Below are 26,581 nucleotides of genomic sequence, written 5' to 3'. Positions count from 1 at the left end.
CAAATGTTAAAAGTAGGAATTATTGGAGTAGGAACAGTAGGAGCAAGTGTTGCAAATATTTTAAGAGATAATAAAAATATTATCACAGCACGTGCTGGTATCGAAATTGAACCTGTTCTTGGAGTAGTTTCTAACTTAAACAAAGACAGAGACGTTTCAATAAAATTAACAGACAATATTGATGAAGTTTTAAATGACGAGTCAATTGATATTGTTGTTGAGCTTATGGGTGGAATTGAAAAGCCTTATGAAGTTGTTAAAAAAGCATTAGAAAAAGGCAAAGCAGTAGTTACTGCTAATAAAGCCTTATTAGCTTATCACAGATATGATCTTCAAGAAATAGCAGGAGATACTGCATTTGAATATGAAGCAGCAATTGCTGGTGGTATTCCGATTGTTAATGCATTAAGAGATGGATTAACTGCAAATAATATTTTATCAATCAAAGGTATTATGAACGGTACTTGTAACTATATGCTTACAAAAATGATTGATGAAGGTGTTGATTATGACACTATTTTAAAAGAATCTCAAGAATTAGGTTATGCAGAAGCTGATCCAACATTTGATGTTGGTGGTTTTGATGCTGCTCATAAACTATTAATCTTAGGTTCTATTGCTTATGGAATTGATGCAAAACCTGAAGATATTTTAATAGAAGGAATTGAAAACATTTCTCCTGAAGATATTGATTTTGCTTCTGAGTTTGATTATTCAATAAAATTATTAACAATTGCTAAAAAAATAGAAAACAAAATTGAACTTAGAGTTCATCCTGTATTAATTCCAAATGCACAGATGATTGCAAAAGTTGATGGTGTTATGAACGGTGTTTCTGTAATTGGTGATAAAGTTGGTGAAACAATGTACTATGGACCAGGTGCAGGTGGAGATGCTACAGCTTCAGCTGTTATTGCAAATATCGTTGATATTGCAAGACGAGGAAAAGGCTCACCTATGCTTGGTTTTGAAACTTCTTATGGTGAAGAGTTAAAACTTATGAATAAAGATGATATTCAAACAAAATATTATTTAAGATTAAGAGTTGAAGACAAAACTGGTGTATTAGCAAAAGTTGCTAATATATTAACAACTCATAATATTTCAATTGAGAAAATGATTCAAAAGCCACTTAATAGAACTTGTGCTCATCTTTTACTTTCTACTCATACTTGTATAGAAAAAGATATAAATAAAGCATTAAACGATATCAAAGAAGCAGGTGTTGTTACAGCTGAACCTTCAATGATTAGAATAGAAGACTAAACTCTTCTTTTCTAATTAATTATTAAATACACCCTTAAACTATCTTTTTGATACAAGGACTTTCCTTTTGAGAAAATCAGAACACTTAACTACACAAAATATTCCATCACTTATTAAACAATTAGCCATTCCAGCTAGTGTAGGAATGTTTTTTAATACAATGTATAATGTTGTAGATACATTTTACGCAGGACTTATATCAACTGAGGCTATTGCTTCACTATCTTTATCATTTATGATATTCTTTTTAATTATTGGATTAGGATATGGATTTTCATCTGCGATTACAGCCCTACTTGGAAATGCATTTGGAAAAAAGAAATATAAATTAGCTTCTATTTATGCACATAAAGGTTTATTTTTTATTCCTATACTTGGTATCTTTTTAGGTCTTATAGGTTATTTTGCAGCACCTTCTTTGTTTATACTTTTAGGTGCAAGTGAGCAATACTTAAATACTTCTATTGAATATATTAACCCTATTTTATTTGGTACAGTATTTTTTATGTTTAACTTTTCTCTTAACTCAATATTAGTAGCCCAAGGTGATACAAAAACATATAGAAATACACTTATATTTGGTTTTTTTGCAAACTTAGTTTTAAACCCTTTATTTATTTATGGGTTTTTATTTATTCCTGCTATGGGAATACAAGGTATTGCAATAGCAACAGTTTTAATTCAAGTATTAAATATGTGTTTTATGTTTTACAAAGTTTTACAAACAAAAGTTATTCACTTTGAAAAACTTGAATACTTTATACCTAATTTAAGAGTATATAAACTATTTTTATCTCAAGGTTTACCTATTAGTTTAAGTATGCTTACAATGGCATTTGGTTCTTTAATACTTACTTATTTTGTATCTCATTATGGTATGCAAGCAGTTGCTGGTTATGGAATTGGATACAGAGTTGAACAACTAATGCTTTTACCTGCACTTGGTCTTAATACAGCTGTTTTAACATTAGTTTCAAACAATTATGGTGCTAAAAAATATGATAGAGTTATTGAAACTTTAAAAGTATCACTTAAATATGGATTTATTATTTCTACAATTGGAATTGTATTATTAACACTTCTTGGAAGATTTATTATTACACAATTTGATTCAAATGAAACAGTTGTAAATTTTGGAGTTGATTACTTACTAGTTGAAATTTGGATTTTCTATGCTTATATTGTTCTGTTTATTTGTGTATCAACACTTCAGGGAATTAAAAAACCTAAAATGATTTTATATATTAGTTTATATAGACAAATTGTTGCAAAACTTATTATTGCGTGGGTAATCGTAAAATATTTTGAACTTGATTTTATTTATCTATGGTTTGGTATTTTATTTATGATTTATTCAGCAGCTATTTTTGCATATTTTTATACAAATAGAGTTTTAAAAGAGGTTTGTAACAAAACTATTTAAACCTCTTTCTCATAGTTCTCATCTTGTCTAGGATCTAATTGTGGTAATTCAGCCCCAGATGCAACTGGAATATTTACAAAGACACTTAAGTCTTTGTCTTTTACTCTTTCTTGTGTTAAAGCATAGATACTTAGAATAAAACATAGAGTAAAGAAACTTATAAACAAAAAGTTAGGACTTAGACTAAGACCAACACCTATTATAAGAGGTGAAAGAAAAGAACCAATTCCATATGTAAAAAGCAATGTTCTACTTATCTCTATAATATCTTTACTTTCATCAACAACATCATTAGCTCTTGCAACTGCTAATGGATACAAGGTAAATATTGTTAATCCTAGAAAGAAACCAAGAATATATAAATACAGTTCTTCTTGTGCATATAAAATAAAGAAAAGAGATGTAAAAGCTGAAAGAAAAGAAACAATAGAAATAAGTTTTCTTCTTCCATATTTATCAGAAAGTATTCCTACAGGCCATTGAGAAATTAGTCCACCTATTATTGAAATTAGCATAAATTTTGAAACAAGTTCAAGCGAATCACTTTGCATAAGAATATAAATAGGAAGCATTGTAAAAAACCCTCCCACTACAAATCCACTAATAAAACTAGTAACTGTTGCAAGTGGAACTATTGAAAATATTTTTGGAAAACTAAATTTATCAAAAGGTTCTAAGATGGGTTCTTTTATTTTAGTTAAAGAGATAATAAGAACAGAAAAGAGAACAAGAACAGAACCTATTGTAAAAATAAATTGCTTAAAATGCTCATCAATATTTAGAAAAAGTTGTCCTAATGCAGTAGCTAAATAGAAAATTATTGTATAAATAGCTAATATCTTCCCCCTACTTTCTTCGGAGCTTTTTTCATTTAACCAGCTTTCTAATATTATTAATAAACCATAAAAAGAAAAGCCAGAAATTAATCTTAAGGCTGCCCATAAAATCTCATTAAAAAAAACAGAATGCAAAAGAAAAGAAATAATCATTAAAGCAGCAAAAGCAGCAAAACTTCTAATATGTCCAACAGTAGATATAATTTTTTGAGAAAATATTGAAGATAAAATAGCACCTAAAAAGAATGCAGCATTAATAATCCCAATAACAGTATTATTAACACCTAAGTCTTTTAAGTAAACACCTATAAATGTTAAAATCATTCCATAACCAATAGCTAAAAAAGCAATTGCAAAAAATAATGATGATATTGGAAAAATGATTTTTTTTAAACCCATTGTAGACTCTTTTCTTTGTTAATATATTTTTTAATAAACTTATATACTAACAAAAAGAACTTAGGTTTTAATAAATAGCCTTTGAAAATAGTAACTCTTTTAAAGGCTCATATAAAACCATTTTAGCCTCTTCCAAATCTATTTCATTTTCTATACATAAAGCTTCTAAAATTTTTAGAATACTTTGTTTTTTATTCGATTGTTTTATTAGTACATATAAGAACTGATTAATTTCTCTAAATAATACCTCATCACTTTTATAGTCATAATATATAATTAAAAAATTTTCTCTTTTATTTTTATGTTCTTTATTAATAATATCAAAATTAAAAGTTTTAAGTCTTGCACTTGGAGCTAATTTATAGCTTTTATTCCAATCAAAATCTTTTACTTTTATTTTTTTATACTCTTTCATGTATATTTCAACTTCAATCCAGTCAAAATATAATAGTTCATACAAATATTTTCTATCGTGAAAAAGCTTTTGTTTTTTTACAAACTTTCTATAATCATTTGCTATTTGCCATACAAATGGTGTACTTGGTGGATTTTTTAAAAATTCATATATACTTTTTTCTAATTCATCTTCACTTATATACTTGCAAAATTCGATAAATGTAGTTTTTATAATTTCTTCATATCTATAAAAGACTAATTTTTGATAAACATTATAAACTGAATTTGTAGAGTTTTCTTTTTGTTCACTTATAATATCAATGAATCTATCTTGAACTTCTCTTTCAAGTGGTTTTTTATTTTGCATTACGAACAGCCTTACAAATACTTTCCATTTTTTTGTATTCTACTACAAGTTCATCAAGAGGTGGTACGTTATTATCTCTTTCAATCATAACAGGAGCATCAATTTGTTTTAGTGTATATTCTAAAAGTTTCCAAACACCAGAACAAATAGGCATACCATGTGAATCAATTTTAAGTCCTGAATCTTCATCAAAGTAATGTCCAGCCATATGCATATATGCTACTTTACTTTTATCAAGCTGGTCAATAAATTTTCGTGCTTTAAATGAATGATTCACTGAGTTTACAAAAACATTATTTACATCAAGTAGCATTTTAGCACCTGATTTTTCCATTACTTCATTGATAAAATCAACCTCTGCCATTTCAGCGTATGGAACTAAATAATATGTTGCATTTTCTAATATTAGATTTCTTTGAATTATATCCTCAACTTCTTTTACTCTATCACTTACAATCTCTATCATTTTTTTTGTCATTGGTAATGGTAATAATTCGTATGATTGTTTATTGTCTATTGATGAGAAGGAAAGATGTTCAGAATAGAACTCTATATTATATCTATCTAGGAAAGTTTTGATTTGCTTGACAAACTTTCTATTAAGTTTGTCAGCAGAACCAATTGATAAAGATAAACCATGTGCAACAGTAGGTTTAGAAAAAACTGCTTTTTCAAAAGCTTTTTCATAAAGCCTTGGCATATGCATCCAGTTCTCAGGAGTTACCTCCCACCAATCTGGTTGAAATTTACTTGATTCTATATCAAGTAAAAAATCACTTCTAAGCCCTAGTCCACATCCATTTAAATTTATCATTGTTTATTCTTTTTAAAAATTATTTTTTATCTGAACCACATTTACCAGCTCCACAAGAACCTTTTTTCATGTCTTTCTTAGCTTCACCACCACATTTTCCAGCTCCACAAGAACCTTTTTTCATGTCTTTCTTAGCTTCACCACCACATTTTCCAGCTCCACAAGAACCCTTCTTTTCTACTTTCTTAGCTTCACCACCACATTTTCCAGCTCCACATGAACTTCCTGCAGCAAATGCAGATGTAGTTGTTAAAGCAGCTCCTAACATAATTCCAGCTAATTTCATTTTAGTATTCATTTTATTTCCTTAGTATTTTAATTGATAATTATCTTATCATATATATTATTTACTTTTCTATTTAAAAAAGCGTCATTTTTTTCTTATCTCTTTCATATGTACAAGGGAATTATACATTTTTATTGTGTAGTGAATGTTTAGATTACAAAATATTATATATTTTTATGAAAAATTCTCAATAAACCCCTTATTTATAGTCTTTTTTATACTTAATTTTTTTGTCTTAAAGTTAAAATATAGAATATCGAGGGAATTATTATCAAAGTTAAAAACGCAGATGATATCATTCCTCCTATCATTGGTGCTGCTATTCTTTGCATTACTTCACTTCCTACTGTATTTATATACATAATAGGAATTAAACCACCTAAAATTGCAAATAATGTCATAAGTTTTGGGCGAAGTCTTAATACCGCTCCTTTATAAATATATTCAAAGATATCCTTATCTTCAATTTTTATACATTTTTGTTTTAATTCATTCATTGCTTCATGTAAATAAACTAGCATTACAATTGAAGTTTCAGCAGCAACACCAAGTAAGGCTAAAAAGCCAACTATAACTGCAATAGATATATTAAAGTCTAAATAGTCTAAGTAAAATATTCCACCTGTGAGTGCAAAAGGAAGGGTGAAAAATATAATCATTGTATATGTAATATTTTTTAGTGCAAAATAAATCAAAATAAAGATAAGCACAAAAGTTAAAGGAATAATATACATTAGCCTTTGCATAGCAGATTCTAAATACTCACTTTGCCCTGCCCACTCATAATAAAACCCATTAGGAAGTTTTATATCTTTTAATAACTGCTTTGCTTCATCTTTATACTGTTTTGCAGATATATCATTTTTAGGTGTTATATAGATAAAGTTTACATTTAAAGCTTTTTCAGACTTAATTACAGAAGGTCCTTCTTCATACTTTAAATTTGCAAACATTTCTAAAGGCTGAAAACCTAGTTTTGTTTTAATTTGAAGATTATTTAAAACTGTTATATCTTCTCTTTGAGTAGTTTCAAATCTTAAGCTAATTGGATATCTCTCTAAGCCATCTATAAAAGTTGATATTTTTGAGCCTGCAACACCAAGTGATATTGTTGAAAGTACATCATTTTTATTTATTCCAAATCTTGCAAGCATTTCTTCTTTTACATCAATATTTAAATAATACCCTGAATTAATCTTATCTGTTGATACCGAAAGAGTTTTATCAAACTTTTTTAGTTTTTGCTCAATTAAAGTTGCTGTAATTTCTAATTGTGTATGACTATTCCCATATAATTTTATTCCAAGAGGTGTTCTTATACCAGTTAAAAGCATATCAATACGTCCTCGAATTGGATATGTCCAAGAATTTATAAGCCCTGCTATTTGAAGTTTTTTATCCATTTCCTGCATTAACTTTTTATATGTCATTCCTTCCCTCCACTGCTCTTGTGGTTTAAAAGTAATAATAGTTTCAATCATTGCTAAAGGTGCAGGATCTGTAGCAGTATCAGCTCGACCTGCTTTTCCAAATACAGTTTGAACTTCAGGAAAAGATTTTAAGATTTTATCTGTTTTTTGTGTAAGCTCTTTTGATAAATCAATTCCTAAACCATAGGGAGTTACTGGCATATACATAAAAGTTTGTTCATTTATCATTGGCATAAATTCCCAATTTTGCTTCTTATAAACAGGATATGCTGCAATTATTGTTGCTAAAAAAATAAATACTATTAAATATCTAAATCTAAGAGATATCTTTAGCAAAGGAGAATATAAAGTGACGAAAAACTTATTTAACCAGTTTTTATCTTCACTTAAAAGTTTTCCTCGTATTAAAAATATCATTAATATTGGAACAATTGTAATTGATAAAATTGCTCCACTAATCATTGCAAAAGATTTTGTAAAAGCTAAGGGAGTGAAAAGTCTTCCTTCTTGTCCTGTTAGTGCAAAAATTGGTAAAAAAGAAACTACAACTAATATTAATGCAAAAAATATTGGACGTCCAACTTGCTTAGCAGACTTAATTATAATTTTAATTCTTTCCTCATTTGAAATATTTTCTTTTCCTTGAAGATATTTATGAGCATTTTCAACCATTACAATTGTTGCATCAACCATTGCACCAATAGCAATAGCAATTCCTCCTAAACTCATAATATTTGAACCCATTCCAAATGCTTTCATTAGTAAAAAAGTGATTAAAACTGTAAGAGGTAGTGTTATTATAATAATAAGTGCAGACCTAAAATGAAATAAAAATAAACCAGTAATAATCATCACAATAATTGATTCTTCAATAAGTGTATTTTTTAATGTATCAATAGCCTTATCAATTAACGATGTTCTATCATAAGTTTCAACTACTTGCACACCTTCTACATTTAAAGTCTTGATTTTTTCTTTTACTGCTTTTATTACTGAATATGGATTCTCACCATATCTTACAACTACAATTCCACCTACTATTTCACCTTCACCATTTAAATCTACCATTCCACGACGATTTGTTGAAGTAATATTTACACTTGCAATATCACTTATTTTTAAAGGTATTGAGTTGTTTGTTTTTACTGTAATATTTTCAATATCTACACGTGATTTTAAATAGCCTTTTGCTTGAATCATATGCTCAAAGCCATTTTCTAAAATAATTCGACCGCCTTTTTCGTCATTGTTTTTTACTAAGGCACTTTTAACCTCATCAATACTAATGTTATATTGAACTAATCTATCTTGATTTAAAGTAATCTCATAGTTTTTTATAAACCCACCAATTGAAGCAATTTCACTAACTCCATCAACACCAAGCAAGGCATATTTATAGTAATAATCTTGTAAAGTTCTTAATTCATCTAAAGATTTACTTTCAGATTTAAGAGCATATTCATAAGCCCAACCAACTCCTGTCGCATCTGGACCAATTGCAACATCAACACCTTGAGGAAATGTTCCTTGAAGTTGAGAAAGTTGTTCAAGTATTCTATTTCGTGAATCATAAAGGTCTGTACCATCTTTAAATATAATATATATCAAAGCATTTTGAAAAGAACTCATGGCTCTTACTGTATCAATATTTGGTAGGCTCATTAAATTTGATATTAAAGGATATGAAACTTGCTCTTCAATTGTCTTAGGACTTTGTCCTGCCCATTTAACCTGCACAATTACTTGGGGAGGTGATAAATCAGGTAAGGCGTCTAAAGATGTATTTTTTACAGCCCAAAAAGAAGCAATTGTTAAGATTATTACAGAAAAAAGAACTAAGAATTTATTTTTTATACTATATGAGATTATATTTTCAACCATTGTTTTTCCTACTACCTATTACCAGTCATCGTCATCATCTGAACTATAAAGTCCATTTGTAGTAGCATCAGAATCAAGTAAAAACAATGCATTATTTATTACACTTTGTCCTTCTTCTAAACCTTCTATAATTTCATACTTATTAGAAGAAATCCTTTTTGCTTTTACTTCTATTGGTTCAAATTCTGTTTTTGAAAGGTTTTGAAAAACAAAAAACTTATCACCTTTTGAAAGTACTGCTGTTTTAGGTAAAGTCAGCATTTCTTTTTCAATAGTTTTAATATCAACTTTTCCAAACATATTAGGAATTAGTTTTAAATCTTTATTTTCTAATACAAATCTTACATCTACTGTTTTAGTTTTTAAATCAAGTGTAGGATAAATCATATCAACTTTTGAAACTATAGGTTTTTTTATTCCATCAAGATATATTCTTGCTTTCATATCTTTTTTTATAAAGCTTAAATCTTTTTGATAAACAGAAGCTATAAACCAAAGCTCATCTAAAGAGGCAAGCTGGAGTAAAAGTTTTCCTTTTTTAGCAAAACTTCCTTTGTTAATGTTTTTTTGTAAAATAATTGCATTTGAAGGAGAATAAAATGAAATATTTTTAATTGTCTTTTTTGAAGATTTTATTCTTTTAATAGTTGAAGAATTTATATCTAAAGCTTTTAGTTTTTCAATATTACTATTTATTAATGATTTATTAAATTTCTTAGCAATTTGTAATTCTTGCTGTATTGAATTTATTTCATCAGAATATATTGTAAAAAGTGCTTTTCCTTTTTTTATACTTTTATATTGTTCGTTTGCATATAAATTTGTAATATATCCATCAAATCTTGTAACAATATCATAAATTTTTGTTTCATTTAAAGCACTTGTTCCATAAAAGCTTTTTAAAGTACCTATATGCTCTTTTTGTACTTTGACGAGCTTTTTATTGAATACTTGTGAAACTTCAAGAATTTGAGCATTCAGTATTGTAAAGCCTATTATTAGGGCACTTAAGATATATTTCATTGGACTTCCTCTCTTAAATACATTGATTTTGCTATTGCAGTGAAATATTTTTCTTTTTCATCAATAGCTTGTAGTTTATATTTTATAATTTCATTTAGATTTTTTATAAGAGAACTTGAATCAATATTATTTGAAAAACCGTTTGAATTGTATGCTTCTAAAACTTTTTGTAAATGACTAAATTTTGGAAGGATATTATTTTCAATAATATTTATTGTTTTTATAGAATCATTAATATTACTTTGATAAGTTTTGATTTTATTTATAAAAGTCATTTTTGTATCTTGGAGTTTATGATTTAATTCAAGAGTTTTAATTTTTGCTTTTTTAGCTTTTAAATCTTCACTTCCATAAATAGATAAAGGAATAGATAAAGAAACATTTACATAATCTTCATATTTACTATCTCTTTGAAAATAACTAAGTGAAACTTTTACATCTGAATTCTTCTTTTCTTTTTCTAAAACAGAAATATTATCTTGTTTCTTTGATGCTTGCTCTAATAATAAAATCATCGGATGAGTATCAATAGCCATAGATAACTTCACTTCTTTTACACTTAGATTAATATCTATATCTTCTATTTTTTTATATGTTATTTGCTCAAGTTTTAAATTTATTGTATTTAATATTGTTTTTAATTTTTGTGATTTTAGCTTTAAATTTTCATATAATATTTGTGTATTCAATATTTGTACTTGAGATGCTTTATTATATGTATAAAGTTGCGTTAATAGTTTTTCAAGATTTTTAGTATTTATTTTAAACTCTTCATATAAAGCTAATCTCTTTTCTACTAACTTTATATAATAAACATATTCATATATTTTAGATTTATATTCTAGTTTTTTATCCTCTAATAAATATTTTGATATTTCATAATCATTTTTAGCTATTTTCTCTTTTGTTTTAAGTTTATCATTTATAGGTACCACTTGCGAAATACCTATAAATGCAGATTGCATTGGTTCTAAATCTCTTCTTGAAACATCATCAAACTGTATATCATTTACACCAAAAGATAAATTTGGATTATTCCATTTAGAAGAAAGTTCTATTTGTTCTTTTGCACTTTTAATACTTTGTTCTAAAGCTTTTAGATTATAGTTTTGTTTAAAACTATAATCTATTAAACTATTTATATTCTGAGCATTTAAAATATTAAAAAACAGTAGTGATGAGAATAGAAGAGTCTTTTTTAACATAATAAAACCTATAAGTTTACACTTGATCTTATTTTATGTACTTTTCCATCTTCTGTTTTAAATAGTAAATGATATTGCCAAGTTCCACCCATTGAAAAGTTTATTTTCATTTGATATTTATTTTCAATTAATTTTGCTTTATCTTTAAATTCCATATATGGCATACCAGGCATTTCTGGCATAAAAAACTTTGCTTTAACTTTTGCATTTGTAAAGTTTTTTCCATCTTTTAATAAAGTGACAAAGAAAATATTATCTCCAACAACTAAGGACTTTTCTGATTTAAGTACAATTTTATAGCCATTTTTTTCACCTTCTTGAAAGATTCGTTCTGCATTTAAAAAACCAAATGTTAAAGCAAGTATTGTTAATAATTTGAATAAGTTCATATAAACTCCTTTTTTAATTTAAAGAAGTATATATATTTAATGAGGAGAAAGTGTGGAGGAAATAGAAGTAACTTAAAAAGTAAGAGTAAAAGTAGTTTCTTCTTTTACTTTTGAATGAACATCAACTTTTATATTGTATTCATCACATATATTTTTTACGATATTAAGTCCTAACCCAAAGCCACCATTGTCCTTTGTAGCTCTATAATATCTATTAAAAATATCTTTAATTTTATCATTATCAATTCCAATACCTGAATCTTTAATAACAAGTTTTCTTTCTTTTAATAAAACACTAATAGAACCATTTTGTTTATTATATTTTATAGCATTTGATAAGAGATTATTAAAAACTCTAATAAAGTCTGATTCATCAATTTTATATTTTAAGTCTTCTAAGTTAACATCTATTATTATTTTCTTTTTTTCAGCTAAGACTTCAAAGTATTTCAATTCTTTTTCGATTAAAATTTTTAAAGAAATTTCTTCTAGGTTAGTCTTTGTTTCTCTTTCTTCTAAAAAAATATATGTTAAATCTTTATATACATCACTCACTTTAATTGCACCTAAGCGCACTCTTTCAATTTGTTTTTTACTTAATTTTTCATTTTCCAAAGACATTAAAATTGCGCTTATTGGTGTGTTTAATTCATGGGTAGTGTCTTTTATAAAGTTGTTTAACTTTTCTCTTTCATCTTTTATTGGTTTTAAAAATAAACGAGCAAGATAGAATCCAATTAATCCCAAAATAGAATATATAATTAGAAAAAGAATTATGATTTCATTTCTTAAGTCAATAATCTTTTGATAATATAAGTTTTCTTTTATAGCAATATGAAATATTCCTAGATGTCCATAATCATCATCATGCACTAAAATAAAATATTTTTCTTTTTGAATAATCTTTTTTGAAAAATCAACTTTTTCTTCTAAGTTTCCATATAACTTATTTTTATATTTGTCATAAAATGATATTTGATAGAGGTCACTTTTTAAAAATTGAGATTTATCAAGTGTTTTACCTTGCATATGTGCAAGAATAACTTGTGATCCGATATTAGATACAATATTTTGCATTTTTGTTTTTGTTAAATCAAAATATACATTTTTTTCATTTTGAAAATAAAGTATTGCAATAAAAAGTATCAAAAAAAATGAACTACCTAAATATAGACCAAGAAATCTTATAAATGTTCTTTTTTCACTTTGTGTTAATTTAATATAAAACTCCTGTTTTTCATATTTTTTGCAAGAGTATAACATAAAAGCTTTTTTCCATATACTTTCCATGTAAAATTAACTATACTTCTAGAATGAAAATATTACTACTAGAAGATGATTCCTTATTAAATGAAATCATAGAAGAATTTTTAGATGAATTAGGACATGAAGTTCATACAACTTTTGATGGTCAAGAAGCAATTGAAGCTATTTATGAAAGATCATTTGATTTATTACTTCTTGATGTAAATGTACCTTCATTAAATGGTTTTGATTTATTGAAAAGCTTAAAAGAGCGTCAAATTGATATTCCAAGCATTTATATTACTTCTTTGCATACTTCGAAAGATATGCAAGAAGGGTTCGATTCTGGTGCTGATGATTATATTAAAAAACCTTTTACTTTAAGCGAATTAAATTTGCGTATTAATAATATAAAAAGATTAAGACAAATAGACAATCAAGAGATAAAAGTTTTAAGCCAAAACTTCTCATATAATTATAATACAAAAGATATAATCTTTGAAAATAAGCAAACTCATCTTTCAAAAACAGAAGCAAAAGTTTTTGAATATTTATTAAAAAATAAAAATAAAGCTGTCTCAATAGATGAAATTTCATTGAATAACTGGGTTTATGATGAAGTACCAACTGCTACAACTATTAGAACTTATATAAAAAACTTACGAAAAGTTTTAGGAAAAGATATGATAATTACTATAAAAGGGATAGGTTATAAACTGAAATTATAGGTAATCACTTTAGGTACCATCTGGCACCTAAAATGTAAGTTGATTTTATTCTTTGTCGAAGTTCTTTTCTATTGCTCTATCAAGTCTAGACCGAGTTTCATCGTAACCTAAAATAGAAATAATATCGTAAACAGAAGGTGCTTGTGTTCCACCTGTTAATGCAATTCTAATTGGTTGAAATAATTGAGGAAATTTTAAACCATTCTCTTCAATAAATGGTTTTGTAATTGCTTCAACTTTATCAACTGAATATAAATTGTCTTTATTTTCACCTAATAATACTAGATATTTATTTAAAAACTCTACTGTTCCTTCTTTAACAAACTTTTTACTTCCTTTTGCTTCATATGAAGTTGGTACTTCTAAAATTGTATTAACAGCATTTTTTAATTCAATTAAAGTTTGTGCTCTTTGTTTTGCTAAATCTAGTATCTCTGTTTTCTTATTGTAGTGTGTTAAATCTAAATCAAAAGCTTTTAACTCCTCTACTAATCTATCATTTGAAACAGCTTTTATATATTCAGAGTTTAACCATAAAAGTTTTTCTGCATTATATGAAGATGCTGACTTATTAATATTATTTGGATCAAACAGTTCTAGCATTTCATCCATTGAGAATACTTCTTGATCTCCATTTGACCAACCAAGTCTAACAAGAAAGTTTAATAAAGCTTCTGGAAGATAACCATCAGCTTTATATTGCATAACATCCATAGCTCCATCTCTTTTAGATAGTTTTTTACCTTGAGGGTTATTAATCATTGGCATATGGAAGAATTTTGGTACTTCAAAACCTAGAGCATTATAAATTACAATTTGCTTTGGAGTATTAGTTAAGTGATCATCACCTCTTAATACATCAGTCATTCCCATTAAATGGTCATCAATAGCCACAACAAAGTTATAAATAGGCATTCCATTTGCCCTAGCAATTACAAAATCATCAACTTGATTAGCTTCAAATTTCATAGAACCTTTTACACCATCTTCAAAAGTTATAGCACCCTCTTTTGGAGCTTTAATTCTAATAACTGGTTCAATATCAGCAGGAATTTGAGGTAATACTTTACCCTCTTCTGGTCTCCAAGTTTCATCATATCTTGGATTTTCTTTTGCAGCTTCTTGTTTTGCTCTTAAAGCATCAAGTTCATCTCTGCTCATGTAACACTTATAAGCTTTACCTTCTTCTAAAAGTTGTGCGATATATTTTTTATAAATATCTACTCTTTTAGATTGGTATTCAATCTCACAGTCACTTGGCATTCCAACCCATTCAAAAGCTTCTAAAATTGCTCTTACAGCATCTTCATTATTTCTAGCATTATCTGTATCTTCAATTCTTAATTTAAATTCACCATTAGTTTTTTTAGCCCAAAGATAAGAATAAAGTGCAGTTCTAAGTCCTCCAATATGTAAATATCCTGTTGGACTTGGTGCAAATCTTGTAATTGCCATTTCTTACTTCTCCTCTTTTTTATTATATATGTAAAATCCTACGCCTGATACTATTGCTACAATTGCTATAAATATTAGTAGTCCTATTTCAAGTAAGCCCATTTGCATCCTTTTCTTTTAACTGTCCACATGCTGCAGAGATATCTATACCTTTTGATTCTCTAATAGTACAAATAAGTCCTCTATCATTTAAATAGTCTTTAAATCTAATCATATCAGCAACTTCTGGTCTTTCATAATCAGTTCCTGGATAAGGATTAAAGAAAATTAGATTTACTTTTGCATTTATACCATTTAATAGTTTAATTAATTTAGCAGCAGCTTCAATACTGTCATTTTTACCCTTGATTACAAGATATTCAAACATCACTTTTTTTCTTGTATCAACAGGGAATTTTCTAACTGCATCAATAATAGTTTGAATATTATAAGCTTTATTCATAGGAATTAACTCAGATCTTAAGTCATCATCAACAGCATGAAGTGAAATAGCTAATTGTATTCCTAAATCAAACTCTCCTAGTTTCTCAATCTTAGAAGCAACACCAGAAGTAGAAACAGTTTGTCTTCTTTTATTAATAGATAATCCCTCTTCTTCACTAAATACATTTACAGCACGTGTAAAGTTTTTAAAGTTATCAAGTGGTTCACCCATTCCCATATATACTATGTTTACTGATTTATTAGCTGGGATATCATTATCTCTTTTAATATTTACAATTTGTGCAATATACTCGCCAACTGTAAGGTTTCTAACAAAGCCACCTTTTGCAGTTAAACAAAAAGTACAACCTACTTTACATCCAACTTGTGAAGAAACACAAACAGTGTATTTTTCACTTCGGACAATTACACCTTCTTCGTTTTTCTTTTTTTCTTTCATAAGTAATAAAACAGCTTCAACTGTTAAATTATCTCTTAATTTAAAAAGATATTTAATACTTCCATCAGTACTTACTTCTTTTTTTAAAATACTCATTACATCAATAGGGTATTTTTCTTCTAGTTCTTCTTTCAAATCTTTTGGTATATTTTTCATCTCATCATACGAAGATGCGTATTGCTTGTATAACCAGTTATATATTTGCTTTGCTCTAAATGATGGTTTTAAAGTCTCTTTTAATTCATCAAGTGAGAAGTCATATATTGAGGGTGTTCCTTCTTTTGCCATTACTTTTCCATTTCTTTTCTATTATTTTATTTTATGATGTTCTTATTAAGCAAATATTCACTTAATTTTTCCATCGCAATTTTATGGTTTTTTATAAAATCTTTATGTGCATTTTCATTTGTATAATTTGTTATTATAAATACGCCTGCAATTGGAATATTAAATTCATTTGCTACTTGAACAAGAGAAAAAAACTCCATATTCTCAATTCCTACACCATATTCATTGTATTTCTTACATAATTCTTCATTTGTTGAAATATAATTTGATGAATTAACAATTGTGTCATCTCTTAGCATTTCATTTTTTGACTGGGCAATTTTATCTAAAGGTGTATATGAATCATTTGAAAGAAAAGATAATTCAATATTTGAAGCACTTTTTGATTCAACAATATCAAATATCTCATGCTCTCCATAAGAACCTGCACTTCCTACAAAAATTATAAATTCAGGTTTATCTTCTAGGCATTTTTTAGTTAAATTAATTGCCGATTCAATCAAGCCAACACCCATTGCATTAGCAAATTTAAAAGTTTCATTTCTTCCTGCGCAAATTATCATTTACACTCCAAAACAAAATTTGGTTCAATTTTAATTTCTACATTTGTACTAATAGGTGCAATATTTGATATTCGTTTTTCTGTAAGAGATTGTGCAGTTCTTGCTCTAAAAACTTGTGGACTTGATTGGTTAATATTAATATTTTTTACTTCACATTCTTTAGATATTTCATTTTTTAAAGAGTTTGCATATACTTCAATCCATTTAAAAGCATCAATTCTTAATGTATCTTGATTACTTTCATAAAGTTTATTACTAACAGTCCATGAAAGCTTTGAAATTCTAAGTTTAACGTTATCTTTATCGTACTTTGATTCTAAAGCTATTAAATCATCAATAAAAGAGTTTATATTTTTTGCACTTTCACCTTTTATTGTATATCTTAAATTTCCGTGGTAACCAATAAACTTTTGAGTATTCTTAAAATATTTATATTTTGGACTTATAGTTACATTTCCATGGCTTTTTTGAACTGTTTTATTTCTATCAATATACTTAGTAAACTTTTCTATATGTGAAGCTATAAAGCCTTCAGATTCATTTTCAATACTAATATTTACACTTGCAACTAAAACATCAGGAGCAACAGATTTTGAAAATTTCTTATTAAAACTAATTTCATATGACAATAGTGAAATAGGTAGAAGTAGGGCAATTAAAAATAAAAACTTAACTTTCATATTATATCCTTACTGGTATATTATTATCTCTTAGATATCTTTTTAAATCCATAATATCAATTTCTTTAAAATGGAAAATTGATGCAGCTAAGGCTGCACTTGCTCCATGTTCAAAAGCTTCTTTCATGTGTTCCATAGTCCCAGCACCACCAGATGCAATAACAGGAATATCAATCATTGAAGAAATTTTTTCAGTAATATTTAACTCAAATCCAGTTTTAGCACCATCAGTATCCATAGAAGTAAGTAGAATTTCTCCAGCACCTCTATCATATACTTCTTTTGCCCATGCTACAGCGTCAAGTCCTGTATCTTCTCGTCCACCTTTTACAAAAACATGATAGGAACCATCTTCTACTTTTTTTACATCAATAGCGGTTACTATACACTGGCTACCAAATCGTTTTGCACTTTCATTAATTAAATCAGGGTTTGTTACAGCAGATGAATTAATAGAAACCTTGTCACAACCAACATTTAGTAGCTTGTAAATATCTTCAAGTTTTCTTATACCTCCACCAACAGTAAGAGGAATAAAAACTTCTTTTGCAACTTCTTTCACAATATCTACAATTGTCCCTCGATTTTCATGACTTGCAGTAATATCTAAAAAAGTTATTTCATCTGCACCTTCATTATTATATCTTTTTGCAACTTCTACAGGATCACCTGCATCACGAAGTCCAACAAAGTTAATTCCCTTAACCACTCGTCCGTTATCCACATCTAAACAAGGTATAATTCTTTTTGCAAAACTACTCAAATAAATTCCTTAATTATTATTAGTTATTATCTTATCTAATTGTAAGTTAAAAACAGTTATACTCTTCGCAATTATGGAAAATATAAAAGCAAAAAAGAAATACGGACAAAACTTTTTAAAAGATACTATGGTTTTGGATAGAATCATCCAATCGATGCCCAACAACAATAACTATGTCGTGGAAATTGGGCCTGGATTAGGTGATTTGACTAAAAATATAGTCAAGTACAAAGAGATGACTGCTTATGAAGTAGATACTGATTTAATTAGTATTTTAGAGTCCAAATTTGCAATAGAATTAGAAGAGAATAAACTAAAACTGATCCACACTGATGTTTTAGAAGCTTGGGATGCCCAAGGAACTCTACATGATGGTAAATATGATTTAATAGCAAATTTACCATATTATATTGCAACAAATATTATATTAAGAGCATTTGAAGACAAAAACTGTGAGAGTATCATTGTAATGATTCAAAAAGAAGTAGCTTTAAAATTCTCGGCGAAGCCTAAGGATAAAGAGTTCTCTTCATTAGGAGTAATTGCGGATATGGTATCACTTGAATCAAGAATACTATTTGACGTTCCTCCTGAATCATTTGATCCTCCACCAAAAGTTATGTCTTCTATTCTTTATATTAGAAAAGATATGAGTAAAACTATTGATAAAGATTTTAATAAATTTTTGAAAGCTTGCTTCGTGCAGCCTAGAAAAAAATTATCAAAAAATCTTTCTTCGCTTGTTGATAAAAAATTAATATCTCAATATTATGAAGAACTTGGAATTAATGATAATATAAGACCTCATGAAATCAGTTCATCTTTGTATAGCCAATTGTATACAAAGGTAAAAAATGGAAGAAATTAAACAAGAAGAAACAATTGTTAACACGCAGGCTGCTAAAGAAACTACTGAAAACAATCCAGTAGAACAAAAGCAAACAAAAAAAGAAGATAATAAGCCTTCAAATGAAGGTCAAAAAACTCCTCAAAAAAGAAAACCAAACCACAATAACAATAATAGAAGACCAAAAGCAAAACTACCAACTGAAATGACAGGTGATGGTTGGATGAATGATCTTAAAAAAGCACACTTAGTAAATGAAAAGATTCAAAAAGATAGGTTAAATCCTCATTATAAATTGAACTTAAACACATCTGCAAAAATGAGAATTACTCCTCTTGGTGGATTAGGTGAAATTGGTGGAAATATGATGATTATTGAGACTGAAAAGTCTGCAATTATTGTTGATGTTGGTATGAATTTCCCTGATGAAACTATGCATGGTGTTGATATTTTAATTCCTGATTTTACTTATTTAAGAGAAATTAAACACAAAATTGAAGCTGTTATTATTACACATGGACATGAAGATCATATTGGTGCAATGCCATATTTATTCAAAGAGATGCAATTCCCAGTTTATGGTACATCATTACCATTAGAAATGATTGGTTCAAAATTTGATGAACATAAAATGAGAGAATTTAGAAAATTCTTTAGATGTATTGAAAAAAGAAAACCAATTAAAATTGGTGAATTTGAAGTAGAGTGGATGCATGTTACTCACTCAATTATTGATTCATCTGCAATTGCGGTTACAACTGAAGCTGGAACTATGATTCACACAGGTGATTTTAAAATTGACCATACTCCTGTTGATGGATATCCAACAGATTTACACAGACTTGCATATTATGGAGAGAAGGGTGTTTTACTATTAACATCTGATTCAACAAACTCTCACTCACCAGGATTTACAAAAACTGAAAAAACAGTAGGGCCTACATTTGACAGAATTTTTGCTGATGCAAAAGGTAGAGTTATTATGTCTACATTCTCTTCAAATATTCATAGAGTTGCACAAGCTATTGAAAGAGGAATTAAAGCAAATAGAAAAGTTTGTGTAATTGGTAGATCAATGGAGAAAAACTTAGACTTAGCAATGGGTCTTGGATATGTTAAATTCCCAAAAGATTCTTTTATAGATGCACATGAAGTGAATAAATATAAAGATGAAGAAGTACTAATTGTAACTACAGGTAGTCAGGGTGAACCAATGTCAGCATTATTTAGAATGGCTATTCATGAACATAGACATATTAAAATCAAGCCAAGTGATCAAATTGTATTATCTGCTAAAGCAATTCCTGGAAATGAAGCTAGTGTATCTGGAATTTTAAATAATTTATTAAAAGCTGGAGCTAAAGTAGCATACCAAGATTACGCAGATATTCACGTATCAGGACACGCAGCTCAAGAAGAGCAAAAATTAATGTTAAGATTAGTTAAACCTAAATTCTTTATGCCTGTTCATGGTGAATATAATCATGCATTAAAGCATGGTAAAACAGGGATTGACTGTGGTATTTTAGAAAGAAATCTTTATATTATGAATGCTGGTGAGCAAATTGAAGTAACTCCTAAGTATATGAAAAAAGTTAAAACTGTTAAATCAGGAAAAGTGTATATTGATAATCAATTAAATCACAAAATTTCTGATGATATTGTTATGGATAGACAAACAATGGCAAACGAGGGTGTTGTTATGATTGTTGCACAAATCAATGAAAATGATAGAACATTAGCCGATAGAGCAAAAGTTACTTCATTTGGATTAGTTCCTGATAAACAAGATAAATTTTTTGCAAAAGAAATTGAAGATTTATTAGCTACATTCCTAGCAAATGTTAAACCAGGTATTTTCAAAAACACTAGAATGATAGAAGATGAAATTAGAAAAGCCGTTAGAAAACATTGTATTAGAAAATATAAAAAATACCCAATGATTGTACCTACTATATTTGTACAATAAGGAGAAAAGAATGGATTTTAAACAAATAGTTAAAGATACACTGTTAACAGAAGCTAAGGAATTAGAAAAAGCGGCAGGAAAAATATCTTTTGATATAGATAAAGCTATTGATTTAATTGTAAATTCAAAAGGTAAACTTATTATTACAGGTGTTGGTAAATCAGGACTTGTTGGAACAAAAATAGCAGCTACACTTGCAAGTACTGGTACTAGTTCATTTTTCCTTCATCCTACTGAAGCTATGCATGGGGATTTAGGAATGATTGGTAAAGAAGATATTGTTTTAGGTATCTCATACTCAGGTGAGAGTGAAGAATTAGTTCAAATTCTTCCTCATCTTAAAAGATTTAATATTCCACTAATTGCAATGGCTAGTAATGAAAATTCTACACTAGCAAAATACTCAGATGTTTTTATAAATGTAAAAGTTGAAAAAGAGGGATGTCCTTTAGATGTTGCTCCTATGTCTTCTACTACATTAACTATGGCAATGGGTGATGCATTAGCAGTTACTTTAATGAGAAAAAGAAACTTCCAAAAAGAAGATTTTGCATCATTTCACCCAGGAGGAAGCTTAGGAAAAAAACTTTTTGTAAAAGTTGATGATTTACTAAGAAGAGAGAATCTTCCTATAGTTTCACGTGAAACAAAACTAAAAGATGCCATTTTACAAATGAGTGAAGGTAGACTTGGAAGTGTAATAATCACAGATGACAACAATAAAGTAATTGGATTATTAAGTGATGGAGATTTAAGAAGAGCTCTAATGAATGATGACTTTACAATTGATTGTACAGTTGAATCATTAGCATCAACAAATCCTAAAACATTAAAAAATAAAGATCTTTTAGCTAGTGATGCATTACAAGTTATTGAAGATTTTAAAATACAATTATTAATAGTTACAGATAATGAAGACAAACTAATTGGTGTACTTCATATTCATGACTTAATAGAAGCTGGTATAAAATAATGAGAAAAGAAGAAGAACTAGAAGCTGTTAGATTAAATAAATTTTTATCACATAATAGTAAATATTCAAGAAGAGAAGCAGATAGATTAATAGAAGAGGGTAAAGTAAAAGTTAATGGTGTTGTAGTTGAAAATTTAGCTACAAAAGTAACTGTTAATGATGAAGTTCATATCAATAAAACTCCTATTAAAGAAGATAAAAATAAAATGCCTACGGTAATTATTTACAATAAACCAAAGGGTGAAATAGTATCTAAGAAAGACCCACAAGGTAGAAAAACTATTTATGATTCATTAGGTAAAAGATATGCTCACTTTATGTCTGTAGGACGGCTTGATTATGCAAGTGAAGGTTTACTTCTTTTATCTGATTCAGTTCAGATTGTTGATGCTTTAATGCACTCTAATTTAGAAAGAATTTACAAAATAAAAGTAAATGGCCCAATTGGTCCAAAAGTTGAATCTGCGATGATGCATGGTTTAGAACTTGAAGATGCGACAGATGGAGCATTTAAAGGTAGTAAAATCAGATCAATGAAATTTGCTCCATTCTTAGGATATAACATCGTAAGTAATGGTGAAAAATTTTCAAAAATTAAAGTATCAATAAATGAAGGTAAAAACAGAGAATTAAGAAGATTCTTTGCACACTTCGGACTTGATATTTTAGATCTTAAAAGATTTGAATTTGGTGGAATTTCACTAAATAATCTACCAACAGGAAAAAGCAGATTCCTTTCAAAAGAAGAATACAGAAACCTAAGAGACTTTTTAAGCCAAAACGAAGAAGATGACAGATCTTTCTAACAAATTAAGACCAACAAGTTTAGATAACTTTGTTGGTCAATCTCACATAATATCAAAAGACAAAGCCCTTTATAAACTTATAAAACAAAAAGAAATACCACACTTATTTTTCTATGGAAAACCAGGAACTGGAAAAACAACTCTTGCAAAAATAATAGCTCGTGAAATAGATACAGATTATTACTATTTTAATGCCACAAGTATTAAAGTTGAAGATTTACGTAAAGTATTTGATAGATATAAAAATGCTTTAATTAAACCTTTAATTTTCATTGATGAAGTACATAGACTTTCTAAAAATCAACAAGAAGTACTTCTTCCAATAATGGAAAATTATGATGCAACGATAATAGGTGCAAGTACAGAAAATCCATTTTTTACATTGACAAATGCAATTCGTTCTAGATCTTTTCTTTATGAATTTAAAGCTTTTACTCAAGAAGAAATGGAAAAGATATTACAAATAGCTTTAAAAGATATTGATGCAAAATTTGATAAAGAAACAAAAGAGTATTTAATCCTTTCAAGTTCAGGTGATGCAAGAGCAATGCTTACACTTTTAAACTTTTCTTATAAAGTTTCAAAAGAGATTACAATTGATTTATTGAAGCAACTAAGAGAGAATGTTATAGGGGATGGAGTATCCTCTTCTAATACTCATTATGATTTAGCATCTGCGATGATTAAATCAATGAGAGGTTCAAATATTGATGCAGCTTTATATTATATGGCAAGATTAATAAACGGTGGAGAAAGCGTTGATTTTATTACAAGAAGACTAGTAATCTTTGCAAGTGAAGATATTGGTAATGCTAATCCTAATGCTTTTAATCTTGCCGTTAGTACAATGACAGCATGTAATAAAATCGGATATCCAGAATCTAGAATTATGCTAGGGCAGTGTATAATTTACTTAACATCAAGTCCAAAATCTAATGGTGCTTATAAAGCTATCAATAAAGCTCTACAAGGCATTAAAGCTGGAAAACTACTAGATATACCAAAACATTTAGATTCGCAGCATATAGGCTATTTATACCCTCACGATTTTGGTGGTTATGTTGAACAAAAGTATTTAAAAGAAGATCTAAACATATATAATTCATTAAATATTGGGTATGAAAAAACTTTAAATGATTGGGTAGAAAAAATTAAAAACAAGGATTCATAATGGAATACTACACATGGATATTAACATTTCATATTATGGCTGTAATGTCATGGATGGCAATGTTGTTTTATCAACCAAGACTTTATGTCTATCACACTGAACATCAAAATAAAAAAGAGTTTGTTGAAGTAGTAAAAATACAAGAATTAAAAATGTATAAATATATTGGTGTTCCTGCTATGTGGGCCACAATTATAAGTGGTGCTGTTATGATATATTTAAATCCATATTTACTTTCAAGTGAAGCAGGTGGTTGGATGCATGCAAAACTTTTATTTGCACTATTATTAGTAATTTATTCTTACTCTCTTGGATATTTTAGAAAAAAACTTGAAAATGATAATTATGAAAGAAGTGGTAATTTCTTTAGAGCTTATAATGAAGTACCAACAATTTTAGCTTTATTGATTGTGGGATATGTGATAACAAAAACATTTTCAATAGCCTTTACAGTAATTACACTTTTAATTGGTGCTTTTATAGTCTATAAAGTTTATAAACAAAAAGAGAAAAAATAAATGAAATTTGATAAATACTACGTACTTGATACTAATATTTTATTAGAAGATGCAAGTAATATTTTTAAACTATCACAAGATAGTAAAAACCTTATAATTTTACCTGAGACAGTTTTAGATGAAATTGATACTAAAAAATCAGGTTTTGATGAGATAAATTTTCAAGCAAGAGAGTTTGCAAGAATACTTGAAAATTCAAAAATTAAAGAATCAATAAAAAAAGATACTTACAAAATAATACGATTAGAAATACAAAATAAACAAGCTACAATAATTGATATTATTTCAAAAGAAGAGTATTCACTAAATTCAAAGAATGTATCTTTAAATATAATTAATGACAGAAAGATATTAGAAATAGCGACTTTTTCAAATAGCTATTATGAAAAAGAAGTTGAATTTTTATCACTTGATATTATGGCAAGAACTAGAGCAATATCACTTGATATAAAAACTGATGCGTTACTTGGTTCAAATAAAGATGAGTTTAACTATGAGTTTATAAAAGATATTGAAATAGATTTTCAAGATTTAGAAGATTTTGATAATCAAGAAATATATAAATTTGATAAAGATTATAAACCCTATAACTATTCATATTGTTTTAAAGTTATAGATTCAGATCAAGTAATTTTAGCAAATATTGAAAATAAAAGAATTAGAGTTTTAGATGAAGGTGAAATTCGAAATCAAATAATTACTCCTTTAAATAAAGAACAATTATTCTTTTCAAATGCAATTGCATCTCACTTATATAATGTTTTAATTATAGAAGCAAAAGCAGGTTCGGGTAAAACTCTTTTAGCTTTAAGTGGGGCACTTAAACTAATAAGACAAAAACAATACCAAAAAATCATTTACATTAGAAACTCAGTTGAATCACTAGATAAAGGTGAAGATGTTGGATATCTTCCAGGATTTGAAGAAAAATTCAGAATTTATAACCATCCTTTAATGGATAGTTTAGAATACATAATTAGAACAGAATATAAAAAGAAATCAAAAAAGAATCTTGAAAATATACCAGAACTTGATGATGGTGAAGTTACTTCAAGAGTAGAACAGATGATTCAAAATTACAGTATCGAAACTATGTGGGTAGGAGAAATGAGAGGGAGAACTATTTCTAATGCATTTATCATAATTGATGAAGCACAAAACATGTCAAATAAAACTATGCAAATGGTTTTATCTAGAATAGATAATACATCTAAAGTTGTAATACTAGGTTCAAATAAACAAATAGATAACTTCTATGTAAATAAATATACAAACTCTTTAACAACACTTCTGAAATCCACAAAAAATGAAAATACTTTAGTAAATACTTTTGCAATAAAATTACAAAAAGTATTAAGAGGTCCAATCACAGAATGGGCAGAAATGATATTTTCAAAATAAAAAAATTCAATAGTACATATGTAAATATATGTGCTATTATGACTATTAGATACGCTATATAAGACTCTTAAAAAATACCTCTTTTAATCAAAAAAATATTTAAATCTTTTATTAATATTGTAAAATGTGCTACAATACATATTACAATACGTATAGGAGTATAAATGGACTTACTACAATATAGATCAAATGAGATGTTTTCATCAACCGAATTAATCAGAAAAAGCAAGATGATATTTGATAAAGTATCAAAAAAAGAGATTGATAAAGCTGTAATATTAAGAGATGGAAAGCCTAGTTTTATGTTATTAGATTTCAATAAATATGAAGAACTAATAAATGATTACATAAAACTTCAAGAAAAAGTAAAAGAAAAAAATCTTAGAAAACCTGAAATTATTAAGGATGAAAAAGAAATAATTCAAGAAGAAAGTATTGAAGAGATAATTGATGATGAAATTAATAACAAAGACTTAGAAAATGCTCTTGCTCAAATTGAAAATCTAGATCTTGATTTTCAAAAAAAAGCTACAACAAAAAAAGAGAATGAAGCTTTAAAAGATTTTTGGGAATAAA

Annotated in this window: 25 protein-coding genes; 11 read left to right on the top strand and 14 right to left on the bottom strand. The window is 27.6% G+C overall.

The annotated features are described in order from the left end of the window. Positions 1 to 3: 3 nt before the first annotated feature. Both LPB137_RS00450 and LPB137_RS00445 read left to right on the top strand, forming a co-directional pair. On the top strand, positions 4 to 1,266 hold the full coding sequence (locus tag LPB137_RS00450) for a homoserine dehydrogenase (protein ID WP_076082902.1): 1,263 nt from the start codon (positions 4 to 6) through the stop codon (positions 1,264 to 1,266). A gap of 67 nt (positions 1,267 to 1,333) precedes the next feature. Next, positions 1,334 to 2,689, top strand: a complete 1,356-nt coding sequence (locus LPB137_RS00445) for an MATE family efflux transporter (protein ID WP_076082899.1) — start codon at positions 1,334 to 1,336, stop codon at positions 2,687 to 2,689. Here the strand turns inward: LPB137_RS00445 and LPB137_RS00440 are convergent. The 9 genes from LPB137_RS00440 to LPB137_RS00400 all read right to left on the bottom strand — a co-directional run bounded on the left by LPB137_RS00440 (position 2,686) and on the right by LPB137_RS00400 (position 12,978). Next, positions 2,686 to 3,924 carry an MFS transporter gene (locus LPB137_RS00440; RefSeq protein ID WP_076082897.1) on the bottom strand — a complete coding sequence of 413 codons (1,239 nt, stop codon included), beginning with the start codon at positions 3,922 to 3,924 and terminating at the stop codon, positions 2,686 to 2,688. The two genes, LPB137_RS00445 and LPB137_RS00440, sit on opposite strands and share 4 nt — an antisense overlap. Positions 3,925 to 3,991: 67 nt before the next feature. Next, complete coding sequence (locus tag LPB137_RS00435; RefSeq protein WP_076082894.1) at positions 3,992 to 4,687, bottom strand: HvfC family peptide modification chaperone; 696 nt, start codon at positions 4,685 to 4,687, stop codon at positions 3,992 to 3,994. Then, positions 4,677 to 5,501: an MbnB/TglH/ChrH family RiPP precursor modification enzyme gene (locus tag LPB137_RS00430; RefSeq protein ID WP_076082892.1), complete on the bottom strand. Its 825-nt coding sequence runs from the start codon at positions 5,499 to 5,501 to the stop codon at positions 4,677 to 4,679. Before LPB137_RS00430 ends, LPB137_RS00435 begins: the two co-directional genes overlap by 11 nt. 19 nt (positions 5,502 to 5,520) lie before the next feature. After that, positions 5,521 to 5,799 (bottom strand): HvfA family oxazolone/thioamide-modified RiPP metallophore, encoded by a 279-nt coding sequence (locus tag LPB137_RS00425; protein WP_076082889.1) that lies wholly within the window; start codon positions 5,797 to 5,799, stop codon positions 5,521 to 5,523. Between the two features lie 209 nt (positions 5,800 to 6,008). Then, the gene (locus tag LPB137_RS00420; protein ID WP_076082886.1) at positions 6,009 to 9,098 is read right to left on the bottom strand and encodes an efflux RND transporter permease subunit; all 3,090 of its coding nucleotides are present in this window, start codon (positions 9,096 to 9,098) and stop codon (positions 6,009 to 6,011) included. Between the two features lie 18 nt (positions 9,099 to 9,116). Beyond that, the gene (locus LPB137_RS00415; protein WP_076082884.1) at positions 9,117 to 10,121 is read right to left on the bottom strand and encodes an efflux RND transporter periplasmic adaptor subunit; all 1,005 of its coding nucleotides are present in this window, start codon (positions 10,119 to 10,121) and stop codon (positions 9,117 to 9,119) included. Beyond that, on the bottom strand, positions 10,118 to 11,326 hold the full coding sequence (locus LPB137_RS00410; RefSeq protein WP_076082881.1) for a TolC family protein: 1,209 nt from the start codon (positions 11,324 to 11,326) through the stop codon (positions 10,118 to 10,120). The genes LPB137_RS00415 and LPB137_RS00410 overlap by 4 nt, the downstream gene beginning before the upstream one ends. Positions 11,327 to 11,334: 8 nt before the next feature. Further along, on the bottom strand, positions 11,335 to 11,715 hold the full coding sequence (locus LPB137_RS00405) for a FixH family protein (RefSeq protein ID WP_076082877.1): 381 nt from the start codon (positions 11,713 to 11,715) through the stop codon (positions 11,335 to 11,337). Positions 11,716 to 11,787: 72 nt separating this feature from the next. Continuing rightward, positions 11,788 to 12,978 carry a sensor histidine kinase gene (locus LPB137_RS00400; protein ID WP_083657295.1) on the bottom strand — a complete coding sequence of 397 codons (1,191 nt, stop codon included), beginning with the start codon at positions 12,976 to 12,978 and terminating at the stop codon, positions 11,788 to 11,790. 50 nt (positions 12,979 to 13,028) lie between these two features. Between LPB137_RS00400 and LPB137_RS00395 the strand changes: the two genes are divergently transcribed. Next, positions 13,029 to 13,688 (top strand): response regulator transcription factor, encoded by a 660-nt coding sequence (locus LPB137_RS00395; RefSeq protein ID WP_076082874.1) that lies wholly within the window; start codon positions 13,029 to 13,031, stop codon positions 13,686 to 13,688. Between the two features lie 45 nt (positions 13,689 to 13,733). Here the strand turns inward: LPB137_RS00395 and gltX are convergent, their stop codons facing one another. From gltX to hisF, 5 genes are all read right to left on the bottom strand, one after another. Beyond that, positions 13,734 to 15,143, bottom strand: a complete 1,410-nt coding sequence (gltX, locus tag LPB137_RS00390; protein WP_076082872.1) for a glutamate--tRNA ligase — start codon at positions 15,141 to 15,143, stop codon at positions 13,734 to 13,736. An 88-nt stretch (positions 15,144 to 15,231) separates the two neighbouring features. Continuing rightward, positions 15,232 to 16,314 (bottom strand): dual-specificity RNA methyltransferase RlmN, encoded by a 1,083-nt coding sequence (rlmN, locus tag LPB137_RS00385; protein WP_076082869.1) that lies wholly within the window; start codon positions 16,312 to 16,314, stop codon positions 15,232 to 15,234. Between the two features lie 26 nt (positions 16,315 to 16,340). Further along, positions 16,341 to 16,877: a phosphorylase family protein gene (locus tag LPB137_RS00380; RefSeq protein WP_076082867.1), complete on the bottom strand. Its 537-nt coding sequence runs from the start codon at positions 16,875 to 16,877 to the stop codon at positions 16,341 to 16,343. Continuing rightward, on the bottom strand, positions 16,874 to 17,557 hold the full coding sequence (locus LPB137_RS00375; protein WP_076082864.1) for an SIMPL domain-containing protein: 684 nt from the start codon (positions 17,555 to 17,557) through the stop codon (positions 16,874 to 16,876). Before LPB137_RS00375 ends, LPB137_RS00380 begins: the two co-directional genes overlap by 4 nt. Position 17,558: 1 nt before the next feature. After that, positions 17,559 to 18,320 (bottom strand): imidazole glycerol phosphate synthase subunit HisF, encoded by a 762-nt coding sequence (gene hisF, locus LPB137_RS00370; RefSeq protein WP_076082861.1) that lies wholly within the window; start codon positions 18,318 to 18,320, stop codon positions 17,559 to 17,561. 73 nt (positions 18,321 to 18,393) lie between these two features. Between hisF and rsmA the strand changes: the two genes are divergently transcribed. The 8 genes from rsmA to LPB137_RS00330 all read left to right on the top strand — a co-directional run bounded on the left by rsmA (position 18,394) and on the right by LPB137_RS00330 (position 26,580). After that, positions 18,394 to 19,188 carry a 16S rRNA (adenine(1518)-N(6)/adenine(1519)-N(6))-dimethyltransferase RsmA gene (gene rsmA, locus LPB137_RS00365; RefSeq protein WP_076082858.1) on the top strand — a complete coding sequence of 265 codons (795 nt, stop codon included), beginning with the start codon at positions 18,394 to 18,396 and terminating at the stop codon, positions 19,186 to 19,188. Further along, positions 19,175 to 21,136, top strand: coding sequence for a ribonuclease J (locus tag LPB137_RS00360; protein ID WP_076082855.1), 1,962 nt, complete (start codon positions 19,175 to 19,177; stop codon positions 21,134 to 21,136). The genes rsmA and LPB137_RS00360 overlap by 14 nt, the downstream gene beginning before the upstream one ends. A gap of 10 nt (positions 21,137 to 21,146) precedes the next feature. Beyond that, on the top strand, positions 21,147 to 22,109 hold the full coding sequence (locus LPB137_RS00355; protein ID WP_076082852.1) for a KpsF/GutQ family sugar-phosphate isomerase: 963 nt from the start codon (positions 21,147 to 21,149) through the stop codon (positions 22,107 to 22,109). Continuing rightward, positions 22,109 to 22,915, top strand: coding sequence for a pseudouridine synthase (locus LPB137_RS00350; RefSeq protein ID WP_076082849.1), 807 nt, complete (start codon positions 22,109 to 22,111; stop codon positions 22,913 to 22,915). The genes LPB137_RS00355 and LPB137_RS00350 overlap by 1 nt, the downstream gene beginning before the upstream one ends. Then, positions 22,899 to 24,086 carry a replication-associated recombination protein A gene (locus LPB137_RS00345; RefSeq protein WP_076082846.1) on the top strand — a complete coding sequence of 396 codons (1,188 nt, stop codon included), beginning with the start codon at positions 22,899 to 22,901 and terminating at the stop codon, positions 24,084 to 24,086. Before LPB137_RS00350 ends, LPB137_RS00345 begins: the two co-directional genes overlap by 17 nt. Further along, positions 24,086 to 24,604 carry a protoporphyrinogen oxidase HemJ gene (hemJ, locus tag LPB137_RS00340; RefSeq protein ID WP_076082843.1) on the top strand — a complete coding sequence of 173 codons (519 nt, stop codon included), beginning with the start codon at positions 24,086 to 24,088 and terminating at the stop codon, positions 24,602 to 24,604. The genes LPB137_RS00345 and hemJ overlap by 1 nt, the downstream gene beginning before the upstream one ends. Then, a complete protein-coding gene (locus LPB137_RS00335; RefSeq protein ID WP_076082840.1) occupies positions 24,605 to 26,005 on the top strand; it encodes a PhoH family protein in 1,401 nt (466 codons plus the stop codon). A gap of 164 nt (positions 26,006 to 26,169) precedes the next feature. Further along, complete coding sequence (locus LPB137_RS00330; protein ID WP_076082837.1) at positions 26,170 to 26,580, top strand: hypothetical protein; 411 nt, start codon at positions 26,170 to 26,172, stop codon at positions 26,578 to 26,580. The last annotated feature ends 1 nt before the right edge of the window (position 26,581 follow it).

This window comes from Poseidonibacter parvus (assembly GCF_001956695.1).
Classification (GTDB): Bacteria; Campylobacterota; Campylobacteria; order Campylobacterales; family Arcobacteraceae; genus Poseidonibacter; species Poseidonibacter parvus.
This window is presented reverse-complemented; position numbering and strand designations above follow the sequence as displayed.